The organism is Spirillospora sp. NPDC048819 (genome assembly GCF_040650055.1).
GTDB lineage: Bacteria > Actinomycetota > Actinomycetes > Streptosporangiales > Streptosporangiaceae > Spirillospora.
In genome coordinates, this window is sequence record NZ_JBEZGN010000007.1 from 27798 (window position 1) to 39744 (window position 11947).

The window sequence follows — 11947 nt, forward strand, 5'->3', positions numbered from 1 at the left end:
CCACTATGGGATATCGCCTAGGCGTTGATGTAGGAGGCACGTTCACCGACGTGCTGCTAGTGGACGAGGAGACCGGCGTCAGCCACCGGGCGAAGACGGCGTCCACGCCGGCTGACCAGTCGCAGGGCGTCCTCAACGGCATTCAGAAGGTGTGCCAGGACGCCGGGATCGACCTGACCGAGGTCGCGCACGTCCTGCACGGCACGACGGTCGCGACCAACGCGATCCTGCAGGGCAAGGGGGCGCGGGTCGGGCTGGTGACGACCCAGGGGTTCCGCCAGGTCCTGCAGATCGCCAGGTCGTACGTGCCGGGCGGCCTGGCCGGCTGGATCATCTGGCCGAAACCGGAGCCGCTGGCCAGGCTGGAGCACACGGTGGAGATCCCCGGCCGGCTCTCCGCCGACGGCGCCGTGATCACCCCGCTGGACGAGGAACGCGCCCGCGCCGAGCTGCGCAGGCTGGCCGGGGCGGGGATCGAGGCGCTGACCATCGCCCTGATCAACTCGTACGCGAGCGACGTGCACGAGCGGCGGGTGGCGGAGCTGGCGGCGGAGGAGCTGCCGGGCGTCCCGGTGTCGCTGTCCAGCCACGTCCTGCCGGAGATGCGCGAGTACGAGCGCACCGTCACGACCGTGGCCAACAGCTACGTCCAGCCCGAGGTGTCCCGCTACGTCAGCAACCTGGACCGTTCCCTGACGGGCAGCGGGATCACCGCGCCGCTGTCGGTGCTGCGCAGCGACGGCGGGCTCACCAAGGCCGCCAAGGCCGCGGAGGACCCGGTGGCGCTGCTGCTGTCCGGTCCCGCCGGCGGCGTGACGGGGGCCGTCTGGTTCGCCGAGCAGGCAGGCCACCGCGACTTCCTCACCTTCGACATGGGCGGGACGTCCACCGACGTGGCGCTGGTGCTCGGCGGGCGGCCGCGGATCGGCCGGGAGACCAGCGTCGGCGACCTGACCGTCCGCGCCACCAGCGTCGACGTCCGCTCGGTCGGCGCCGGCGGCGGCTCCATCGCGCACGTCCCCGAGCTGACCAAGGCGCTGCGCGTCGGCCCCCAGTCGGCGGGCGCCGACCCGGGCCCGGCCGCGTACGGGGCGGGCGGCACCGAACCCACCGTCACCGACGCCAACGTCGTCCTCGGCCACCTGCCGCAGGACCTCGCGGGCGGGGAGATCTCGCTGGACGTCGAGGCCGCCCGCAAGGCCGTCCGCGGCGTCGCCGACGCGATGGGGCTGCCCAGCGTGGAGGCCGCGGCGGCGGGCATCGTCGACATCGTCAACGAGAACATGCTCGGCGCGCTCCGCCTGATCAGCGTCCAGCAGGGCTTCGACCCGCGCGACTTCGCGCTCGTGTCGTTCGGCGGCGCCGGACCCCTGCACGCCAACGCGCTCGGCCGGCTGACCGGCTCCTGGCCGGTGATCGTCCCGCCGTCGCCGGGCGTGCTGTGCGCCTACGGGGACGCGACGACCTGCGCCCGCGACGAGGCCGCCCGCACGATGGTGCGCCGGTTCTCCACCCTCGACGACGCCGAGCTGCGCACCGCGCTCCTCGAACTGGCCGACTCCGCCGCCGCGCGGCTGGAGGCGGAGGGCGTCCCGCGCGACAGCCAGACCGAGAGCTACCAGATCGACCTGCGCTACCACGGGCAGGGCTTCGAGATCCCCGTCGAGCTGGACCGCGACGTCGTCGACGGCGACCTGCTGACGGAGCTGGGCGCCGCGTTCGACGCCGAGCACAAGCGGCTGTTCTCCTTCCTGCTCGGCAACGAGCGCGAAGTGATCAACCTGCGGGTCACCGTGAGCGGCCCGCGCCCGGAGGTCGCCTGGCGGACCCTTCCGGAGGGGACCGGTGACCCGTCCGGGGCGCTGGTCCGCGAAACCGAGGTGTGGATGGACGGCGCGACCACGTCCGCCCGCGTCTTCGACCGTTCCAAGCTGCTCGCCGGGAACGTCGTGCCCGGCCCGGCCGTGGTGGTCGAGATGGACTCCACCACCCTCGTGCTGCCCGGGCACGCCGCGACCGTGCACCCCAGCGGCAGCCTCCTGATCCGTCCGCTGAACGAGGAGGGCTGATGGCCGAGATCATCCAGACCAACACCGAGCCGGTCGGCCGCGTCGACGTCGACCCGGTCACCGTGGACATCATCGAGAACGCGCTCCGCAACGCGCGCTACGAGATGGACGAGGTGCTCTTCCGCACCGCGCTGTCCCCGGGCATCCGCGAGCAGCACGACGAGTTCCCGCTGATCGCGAACCCGGACGGCAAGATGGTCGTCGGCCAGTTCGGCCTGTCGGTCCCCGACTTCCTGGAGAACTTCGACGGGACGATCGGCGAGGGCGACATCCTGATGACGTCCGACCCGTACGCGTGCGGCGCGGCGATCAGCCACGCCAACGACTGGCTGCTGGTGGTGCCCATCTTCCACGGGGGCCGGCTGGTGGGCTGGTCGTCGATGTTCGGGCACATGTCGGACGTGGGCGGCAAGACGCCCAGCTCGATGCCCGCCGACGCCCGCACCATCTACGAGGAGGGCGTGATCGTCCCGCCCTTCAAGCTGTACGAGGGCGGCGTGCTCAACGAGGCGGCGCTGAACATCATCCTCAACCAGGTGCGCATGCCCGACTGGAACCGGGCGGACCTGAACGGGCTGACCGCCGCCTGCACCACGGCCGCCCGCAGGGTGACCGAACTGTGCGACAGGTTCGGCGTCGAGACGTACCTGTCGACGCTGGACGCCCTGCTGGAGCGCAACTACCAGGCCATGAAGGTGCTGCTGGCGACGCTGTTCGAGGACGGCCAGACGCTGGAGTTCGCCGACTACATCTGCGACGACGGCTGCGGCTACGGTCCCTACGAGCTGAAGATCTCGCTGACCCGGACCGGCGAGAAGATCCATCTGGACTTCTCGCACGCCGCCCCGCAGGCGGTGGGGCCGATCAACTACTTCATCAACGAGAACCTCGTCCGGATGTTCTTCGGGATCTACGTGATCACGGTCGCCGACCCGCAGATCCTGTGGAACGACGGCTTCTACCCGCTGATCGACGTGACGATCCCCGAGGACTCGTTCTGGAAGCCCCGCCATCCCGCCGCGCTGAACGCCCGCAACCACGGCATCGGCCGGGTGTTCGACCTGTTCGGCGGGCTGCTCGGGCAGACCAACCCGGAGATCCTCAACGCCGCCGGATTCTCGTCGTCGCCGCACTTCATGTACTCCGGGCACTACACGTCCGGCCCGCGTGAGGGCGAGTGGTTCCAGCTGTACTCGATCGGTTTCGGCGGGGTGCCGGGACGCCCGGTCGGGGACGGCCCCGACGGGCACTCGCTGTGGCCGTCGTTCGTCAACATCCCCTGCGAGTACCTGGAGTCGTACTACCCGCTGCGGATCGAGCGGTGGGAGACGATCGCCGACTCCGGCGGCGCCGGGCTGCACCGCGGCGGCAACGGCGTCGACGTCGCCTACTGCTTCGAGGAGCCGGGCACGATCGCGATCCACGACGACCGCTGGCTCACCTACCCGTGGGGCGTCAACGGCGGGCGCCCGGGGGAGCGGGGCCGCAAGTGGATCGACCGGGCCGACGGCACCCGGGAGGTGCTGCCCAGCAAGATCCATGACGTTCCGGTCGGGCCCGGCGACGTCCTGCACTTCGTCACCTGGGGCGGCGGCGGATGGGGCGACCCCCTGGCCCGTCCCGCCGACGGCGTCGCGCTGGAGGTGCGGCGCGGCCTGGTGACCGCCGCCGGCGCCCGCGACTACGGCGTCGTCTGCAGCGACGAGGGCGTCCTCGACGAGGAGGCCACCGAACGCCTGCGGGCGGAGATGACCGCCGGGCGGACGGAGATCCCCGTGTTCGACATGGGCCCGCCGCTGGAGGAGATCCTCGCCCGCTGCGAGGAGGAGACCGGCCTGCCGGCGCCCACCCCACCGGTCGACGTCCGTTCCGCCGCCGCCCTGCGGGGACGCCGATGAGCGGCGGCGCGAAGGACGGCGCGGAGAAGGACCTTGCCGAGGACTACCGCGGCTCCGGCTTCGGCGCGAGCCTCGGCTGCGGCGACTCGCCCGCGCTGCTGGTCGTCGACCTCGCCCGCGCCTACCTGGTGGACGGCTCGCCGGTGCGCGCCCCGGTCGAGGACGCGGTGGCGGCGTCCATCACGCTGATCGGGGCGGCGCGGGCGGCGGGGCTGCCGGTGCTGTTCACCCGGGTGAGCTACGGGCCCGGGACCGCCGACGGCGGGCTGTTCCGCCGCAAGGTCCCCGCGCTGCGCGTCTTCGAAGAAGGCAGTCCCCTCGGCGACTTCGCCGAGGGGGCCGCCCCCGCGCCGGGCGAGACGGTCGTCACCAAGCAGTACGCGAGCTCGTTCCACGGCACGTCGCTCGCGGCCACGCTGACCGCGTCCGGCATCGACACCCTGCTGATCTGCGGCCTGACCACCAGCGGGTGCATCCGGGCCACCGCCACCGACGCCCTCCAGCACGGGTTCCGGCCCCTGGTGGTGGACGAGGCGTGCGGGGACCGCGACCGCCGCCTGCACGAGGCCAACCTGCTCGACCTGGAGGCCAAGTACGCCGACGTCCTGTCCCTCGACCAGGCCCTGGCCACGATCAAGGAGGTGAGGGGCAAGGCGGTGAGGGGTCACTGATCCGACGGTTGCCGAACGTCGCCTCCACGATCGCGCCCGGAGCGGGCCCACCGGTCAGTTCCTCGACGATCCTGCCCTTGTCGAACACGAGGACGCGGTCGCAGAGCACGGACAGCTCCTGCGGATCGGTGGAGGCGACCAGCACCGCGCACCCGTCGGCGGCGGCCTGATGGATCGCCGTCACGATGTCGTGGCGGGCGCCGACGTCCACGGCGTGGGTCGGCTCGTGCACCAGCAGCAGCCTCGGCCGCCCGGCCAGCCACTTGCCGAGCTGCACCTTCTGCTGGTTGCCGCCGCTCAGCGTCCCCACCGGGACGTCGGCGCGCCGCGGCCGGATGCCGAGGCGGTCGATCACCGCCTGTGCCTCCCGGCGCTGCCAGGCATGGCCGGTCCACCATGCCCGGCGGCCGCCGACCCTCGGCAGCGTGAGGTTCTCCAGGACCGACAGCTCCAGCGCCAGGCCCTCCTGCTCCCGGCGTTCGGGGACGAGGGCCACGCCCGCGCCGAGGAGGCGCCGGCACTGGTCGCGGCCCCGGCCCAGCTCGAACCGGCGTTCCCCGACCCACAGCTCGCCGCGCGCCGAGGTCCGCGCACCGGCGAGCAGGTAGGGCACCTCCTCGAACCCGGACCCGATCACGCCCGTGACGCCGACGACCTCGCCCCCGGCGATGGTGAGGTCCAGCTCGCCGAGCGTCCCGCCGCCCACGACGCGGGCCCGGGCGGCGGCGGACACCCGCGCGGCGCCCTGCTTGCGCGGCAGCGGTTCCAGTGCGTAGCCGAGCATGTGGTGCGTCAGGCTCTCCTCGCTGAGCGCGGAGGCGTCCAGCCCCGACTCCACGACCTCGCCGTCGCGCAGGACGGTGACCCGGTCGGCGTGATCGAGGACCTCCTCAAGCCGGTGGTTGACGATCAGGGCGGATGTGCCGAGCTTGAGGACCGTCCCCACCAGCTCGTAGAAGTGGGCGAGGGCGTCACGGGTGAGCGCCCGGGTGGACTCGTCGAAGACGATGAGCCCGCCGCCGTCCGGGAGGTCCTGCATGGCGCGGGCGATGGCGACGGTCGCCCGGTCCTGCTCGCTCAGCGCACCGGCCCTGGCGTTAGGGTCCACGTGGCAGCCGAGCCGGTCGAGGGCCTCGCGGACCCCGGCGCGCTCCTGCCCCCACCGGATGCGGCGCGACCACGGCGCGGTGACGAACCGGCCCAGGCGCATGTTCTCGACCACGGAGTACTCGTCGACGAGCCCGAGGCTCTGGTGCACGACCGACACGCCCAGCCGCCGCGCCTCCAGCGGCCGCACCGGAAGCGGCAGCGCCCGGCCGTCGATCGTCGCGTCTCCGCCGGGGTCGGGCGCGTAGTAGCCGGTCAGCACCTTCACCAACGTCGACTTGCCCGATCCGTTCTGCCCGACGAGCCCGTGCAGCTCGCCGGGCCGGACGTCCAGCGAGACGCCGCGCAGCGCCCGGGTGGATCCGAACGTCTTGGAGACGCCCCGCACCCGCAGGCGCGGGACCTCGCCTTCGGAGCCGGGAGCGCTCACCGCACGTCCCACAGCTTCTTGAATTCCTCCTCGTAGGACGGGGTACCGAACCACGCGCCGGAGGCCTGGGCCTCGGCGGTGAGCTCGATGCCGCCGATGTTCTCCGACGTGATCAGGCGCACCGGCGTCACGTACTCCTCCGGCTCCATGCCGAGCATCATCCGCATTGCGAGGTCCAGCGACGCCCAGCCCTGGTAGGGGAAGTGCTGTGCCAGGCCCGCCTTGACCGGCCCGCCGTTCTTGAGGATCTCCAGGCCGGCGGTCGTCACGCCCGAGACCGCGACCTTGATGTCGGTCCGGTTCGCCTGCCGCACCGCCTCCAGCGTCGGCTGCAGGATGTCCTCGAATTCGACCTGCAGGTACTTGGCGTCGGGGTTCTTCAGCAATGCCGCGCTCGTGGTCGGGGCGATCCGCTGGAAGTTGGCCGCCGACACCTTGTTGATCGAGACCTCGCAGTCCCCGCACTCGTTCTTGTAGGTGGGCATCGCGTACTTCTCGACGTAGGCGACCGTCGAGGGCGAGTCCTGCAGCATCGAGACGACCACGTTCGCCGAGCCGCCGGAGTCGTCGATCGCCCACCTGGCGAGCACCTGCTGCATCTGGATCGCGCCGGGCAGATACGCGACCTCCTCGGTGTCCTTCGTGCCGTCCGGCCGGATCTGGTCCATGACCACGACGGGGATCTTCTCCCCGACCGCCTTGTCGAAGGAGTTCTGCGCCATCCCGTACGGGATGGAGTCGGCAATGATCGCGCCGGCCTGCGCGCCGGCCGCCCGGTCCACGCAACCCGAGATCTGCGACGGGTTCGCGCCGCCGTCGCAGACCTGCACCTTCATCCCGACGAGCTCGGCGGCCCTGGTCATGTTCCGGGCGGTGACGGCGAACGCCGGCACCTGCTGGTTGAGCGGGATGTAGTGGATCGTCCTGCCCTTGAGCTTCGCCGGGTCGAGCGGCTCGCTCGGCACCGTGTACCGCTCGGTGGGCTGCATCGCCTTCTTGACCTCGGCGGACTTGGCGACGCCCCCCGAACCGTCCGCACCACCGGAGTCATCGCCCGAACCGACGCCGCACGCCGCCGCCCCGCCCGCAAGTACAAGGGCGGCCAGGACGGTGGTGAACCGCCGGAGGGACCGGGTCTGCATAACCTGCATCCGCGCTCTTCCTTTCTTGCAAATGCGAATCAGTGACGACGCGCGAGCATCGTCGCGAGCGAGACCGCGACCACCAGGACGCCGCCGTAGAACACGTCGGAGACCCACCCCGGGACGCCCAGCAACTGGAGGCCGATGATTCCGGTGGCGAGGAAATAGATCCCGATGAACGTGCCCGCGGGGTTGAAGCGTCCCGGCTGGACGACCGCGGTCCCGAGGAATGTCGCGGCGAACGTCGGGAGCAGGTACGTGGCCGAGACGGTGGGGTTGAAGCCGCCCAGCCCGGCGACGGCGATCACGCCGCCGAGCCCGCAGAACAGGCCGGACATGACGAACGAGCCGAAGCGGATGCGGTTGACGCGGATGCCCGCCAGCCGCGCGACCTCGCGGTTGGCGCCGACGAACCGCATGTGCCGGCCGAGCGGCGTCCAGCCGAGGACGTAGGCGAACACGGCGACGAGGGCCGCGCCGTAGTAGAAGGAGACCGGGAGCCCGAACACCTTGGTCAGCGAGATCTTCGCGAACTCACCGCTGAGCCCGCTGACCTGGTTCATGCCGGACATCCAGAGCGCGAGCCCGCCGAGGAGCGTCCCCATGCCGAGGGTCACGACGATCGTGTTGACGCCCACGTAGACGACGAGCGTCCCGTTGATCACGCCGACCAGCACGCCGGCCGCGATCGCGGCCAGGCAGGCCGCCCACACGTTCCACCCGTGCAGGACAGTGAGGACAGGGACGACGGTCGCGGAGAGCCCCAGCAGGGACGCGACCGAAAGGTCCACGAACTCGCCGACGATGATCGTGCAGAGCAGGGCCATCGTGAGGAAGACCAGCGGCTGCTGCGACCCGAAGATCGTCTGGAACGTGGGGGCGGTGAGGAACAGGTCCGGCTTGAGCGCGCCGTACACGACGCACAGGGCGAGCCACACGCCGACGACCGCGAGCCGCGGGGGAAGGCCGCGCAGAAACGCCCCGGCCGGGTTCCCGGGTTCTGCGGTGACCGTCGGACGGGTCCGGGATTCTTTCCGAGTGTCAGCCATCAGATGGGCTGGACCATCTCTTCGAGCACGTGCTGGGTCTCAGCGGTGTTGTCGTAGCCCTCCATGGCGGCGGGGTCCATCTCCCACCTGGCGATGTTGACGCAGGTCTCCACGATGAGCTTGCAGCGGTCGTAGCGGCGGCCGGTGTACTCCGTGAACGCCGCCTCGTGGTCGTCGTGCTTGCCCAGGGCGTCCGCGAGCACGATGCCGTCCTCGATCGCCTGCGCCGCGCCCTGACCGAGGTGCGGGGTCACGGCGTGGACGGCGTCACCGATCAGCACGATCCGTCCCCGGTGCCACGGCGCCGGCGCGATCAGCCACTCCTCCGGACGGAACACGAGGCCGGCCGGGTCGTCGATGTGGTGGTCGCGGACCTCGGCGGTCATCCCGCCGAACGGGGCGAGCATCTCCCGCAGCACCGCGGGCATGTCGGCCTGCTCCAGCCACCGACCCTCTGCCCACGTCGTGTTGTAGAAGAAGTAGGCCAGATCGGGGCCGATCGGCACGAAGCCCGCCATGCCCTCGGGGCCCTTCTGCAGGATGATGCGGTCGATCTCCGGCAGCCGGGGGATGTTGACGCGGAAGGCCGACTGGCCAAGATAGACCGGCTTCATCTCGCCCAGGACGTAGGGGCGGACCTTGGAATAGACGCCGTCGGCGCCGACGACGAAGTCCACCGTGTTGCGGGTGCCGTCGATGTAGACCACCTCGACGCCGCCGGGACCGTCGCTCAGTTCGGTGAACGTCTTGCCGTACTCGATGGTGGCGCCGACTTCGAGGGCCTTGCCCGTCAGGATCTTGTGCAGCTGCGGACGCGTGACGCCGTTCATGGGCGGCAGGTCGGAACCGGGGACCCTGGTGCCCGGCATGTCGCAGATGAAGCCGCCGTCCACGTCGAGCATCCGGCCCCAGGCGGGGGCCGCGAAACCGACGTCCAGGCACGGTTGCGCGCAGCCGATCGCGTCCAGCGCACGCAGCGCGTTCATCGGCTGGATGATGCCCACGCCGAAGACCGACGAATGGAGGTCTTCCTGGATCTCCACGACGTTGACGTCGTATCCGACGTTCCGGAGTGCGATGGCGGTGGACAGTCCACCGATCCCGCCGCCGACGATGAGAACGCTGCCTCGGCTCACTGAAAACCACCCACGTGTTCGCCTGCTCGACCAGGTGCGGAAGCGCACGAGGTCCGATGTGACGTGAAGGTAAGCGAGGGTGCCGTGACGTGTGAAGACGGTCACAACGCATCATTAACTTGCATTTGCGTACTGGTGCGGATTACGCGCCTTTGTTACGTGGCGGCGGCGAAAGCCCAGGTTATCGGGGTTCTCGCCATGATCCGGGCGTTCCGGACCGGTGATGTTTGGTCGTGCGGCTGCGGGAAGATCCCCGAGGGCATGCCCGCTGCACTCGATGTCGCTAGGAACGGTGGATGTCCGCACCCCGTGCCGTCCGGTGGATCATTCCGGTCGCGCTCGTCCTGGTCTGGCTGGCCATCGGCGGCGCACTCGGCCCGTACGCGGGCAAGCTGAGCGAGGTCGCCACCAACGAGCAGTCGTCGTTCCTGCCCAGCAGCGCCGAATCGACCCGGGTGCTCCAGGGGCAGGCGGCGTTCCAGCAGAGCAGCACGATTCCCGCGATCGTCGTGTGGGAGGCTCGCGACGGCAGCGTCTCGCCTGACCAGCGTGCGGGGGCCGGCCGCGCACTCGCCTCGCTCCAGGACGTCCCGTACGTCACCGGGACCCCGTCCCCGGTCGTTCCGTCGCGGGACGGGGCGGCGATGAGCGGCGTCGTGCAGGTCCGCTCCGACGTCGGTGAGCAGGCCCCGGACGTCGTGGACCGCATCCGTGGAGCAGCGGAGCGAGTCCCCGGGACCGGCGTCCACGTGGGCGGTCCCGTCGCTATCCAGGCGGACTTCTCCGAATCCTTCGCCGGCATCGACACCATGCTCCTGCTCGTCGCCGTCAGCGTGGTGCTGCTGATCCTGCTGCTCGTCTACCGCAGCGTGCTCCTCCCCCTGGTGATCATCATGGGCGCGGTGTTCGCGCTCGGGCTGGCCAGCGCGATCGCCTACCTCCTGGCCGACCAGGACATCGTGACGGTGAGCGGCCAGGTGCAGGGCATCCTGTTCATCCTGGTCATCGGTGCCAGCACCGACTACGGCCTCCTGCTGTCGGCCCGGTTCCGGGAGGAACTCGCCGGCGAGACCGACCCGCTGCCCGCCGTGCTGACCGCGTGGCGGCGGTCGGCCGGCGCCATCGTCGCCAGCGGCTCCACCGTGGTGTTCGGCCTGCTCGCCCTGCTGCTCAGCGAGCTGTCCAGCAACCGGGCCCTGGGGCCCGTCGGTGCGATCGGCATCGGCTGCGCTCTGCTGAGCGCGCTCACCTTCCTGCCCGCGGTCCTGGTCCTCCTCGGACGCGCGGCGTACTGGCCCACACGGCCGCACCCCGACCGTCCCGGCTCGGCCCGGCACGGTGTCTGGGAGCGCGTCGCGGGCCTGCTGGACCGCCACCCGCGCCGCATCTGGGCGAGCTGCCTGATCCTGCTGATCGCCGGCGCCGCGTTCATGCCCCAGCTGCGCACGGGCGGCGTGCCGCTGAGTGAGACGTTCGTCGGCGAGGCGCAATCGGTCCAGGCGCAGAACGCCATCGACGAGCATTTCCCGGGCGGGGCCGGCAACCCGGCCATCGTGCTGACCGACGCGTCCGAGCTGCGGCCGGTGATCTCCGCGGCGCAGAACACCGAGGGAGTCTCCGGCGTCCGCCCGCGCACCGCGGAGGGTGGGCGACCCCAGGTCGTGGACGGCCGTGCCCTGGTGGAGGTCACGTTGAGCGCCGGCGCCGACAGCGACGCGGCCCGGCAGACCGTCGAGCGGCTGCGCGGCGAACTGCACGGCATCGCCGGCGCGGGCGCGCTCGTCGGCGGCTACACCGCCCAGCAGATCGACGTCCAGGACGCGGCGGACCGCGACCGCACCGTCATCATCCCCGTCGTCCTCGCGATCATCCTGGTGATCCTGACCGCCCTGCTCCGCTCGCTGCTGATGCCGGTGCTCCTGGTCGCCACCGTCGTGCTCAGCTACCTGGCGACCCTCGGCGTCGCCGCGCTCGTCTTCCAGTACGTCTTCGGCTTCAGCGCCACGGACCCCTCGGTGGTGCTGTACGCGTTCGTGTTTCTGGTCGCGCTCGGCGTCGACTACAACATCTTCCTGATGACCCGTGCGCGCGAGGAGTCGCTGCGGCACGGCGTGCGCAGCGGCGTCCTGCGGGGCCTCACCGTGACCGGCGGCGTCATCACCTCGGCCGGCGTGGTCCTCGCGGCCACCTTCGCCGCCCTCGTCGTCCTCCCGCTCTCGTTCCTCCTCCAGATCGCCTTCATCGTGGCGTTCGGGGTCCTGCTGGACACCCTTCTCGTGCGGTCGCTCCTGGTGCCCGCCCTCGTCCGCGACGCGGGCCCGATCGTGTGGTGGCCCAGCGTCCTGTACCGGCGCGGACGCGAGGCGAAGCAGGTCCGCGAATTCGAGGGGCGCGTTCGCGTCGGCCGATGAGGGATTCCCAGGCCAGGCGGGGCGGCGTGCGACG

8 protein-coding genes are annotated in these 11947 nt (G+C 71.2%); 4 read left to right on the plus strand and 4 right to left on the minus strand.

Annotated elements, in window-relative coordinates:
• The first annotated feature begins 5 nt into the window (after positions 1–5).
• Genes AB0C35_RS12340 through AB0C35_RS12350 form a run of 3 tightly spaced genes read left to right on the plus strand, consistent with a single transcriptional unit; the run spans position 6 to position 4638 of the window.
• Positions 6–2069 (plus strand): hydantoinase/oxoprolinase family protein, encoded by a 2064-nt coding sequence (locus AB0C35_RS12340; RefSeq protein WP_358453786.1) that lies wholly within the window; start codon positions 6–8, stop codon positions 2067–2069.
• Positions 2069–3967 (plus strand): hydantoinase B/oxoprolinase family protein, encoded by a 1899-nt coding sequence (locus AB0C35_RS12345; RefSeq protein WP_358453789.1) that lies wholly within the window; start codon positions 2069–2071, stop codon positions 3965–3967. The genes AB0C35_RS12340 and AB0C35_RS12345 overlap by 1 nt, the downstream gene beginning before the upstream one ends.
• Positions 3964–4638 carry an isochorismatase family protein gene (locus AB0C35_RS12350; protein WP_358453792.1) on the plus strand — a complete coding sequence of 225 codons (675 nt, stop codon included), beginning with the start codon at positions 3964–3966 and terminating at the stop codon, positions 4636–4638. Before AB0C35_RS12345 ends, AB0C35_RS12350 begins: the two co-directional genes overlap by 4 nt.
• Here AB0C35_RS12350 and AB0C35_RS12355 read toward each other — a convergent pair.
• From AB0C35_RS12355 to AB0C35_RS12370, 4 genes are read right to left on the minus strand one after another with little or no spacing between them, the layout of a single operon-like run.
• Positions 4601–6175: a sugar ABC transporter ATP-binding protein gene (locus AB0C35_RS12355; protein ID WP_358453795.1), complete on the minus strand. Its 1575-nt coding sequence runs from the start codon at positions 6173–6175 to the stop codon at positions 4601–4603. The two genes, AB0C35_RS12350 and AB0C35_RS12355, sit on opposite strands and share 38 nt — an antisense overlap.
• A complete protein-coding gene (locus AB0C35_RS12360) occupies positions 6172–7326 on the minus strand; it encodes a substrate-binding domain-containing protein (protein ID WP_358453798.1) in 1155 nt (384 codons plus the stop codon). The genes AB0C35_RS12355 and AB0C35_RS12360 overlap by 4 nt, the downstream gene beginning before the upstream one ends.
• Positions 7327–7355: 29 nt before the next feature.
• A complete protein-coding gene (locus AB0C35_RS12365) occupies positions 7356–8366 on the minus strand; it encodes an ABC transporter permease (protein WP_358453801.1) in 1011 nt (336 codons plus the stop codon).
• On the minus strand, positions 8366–9502 hold the full coding sequence (locus AB0C35_RS12370) for an FAD-dependent monooxygenase (RefSeq protein WP_358453804.1): 1137 nt from the start codon (positions 9500–9502) through the stop codon (positions 8366–8368). The genes AB0C35_RS12365 and AB0C35_RS12370 overlap by 1 nt, the downstream gene beginning before the upstream one ends.
• A gap of 296 nt (positions 9503–9798) precedes the next feature.
• Between AB0C35_RS12370 and AB0C35_RS12375 the strand changes: the two genes are divergently transcribed.
• On the plus strand, positions 9799–11913 hold the full coding sequence (locus tag AB0C35_RS12375) for an MMPL family transporter (protein WP_358453807.1): 2115 nt from the start codon (positions 9799–9801) through the stop codon (positions 11911–11913).
• Positions 11914–11947: the final 34 nt, after the last annotated feature.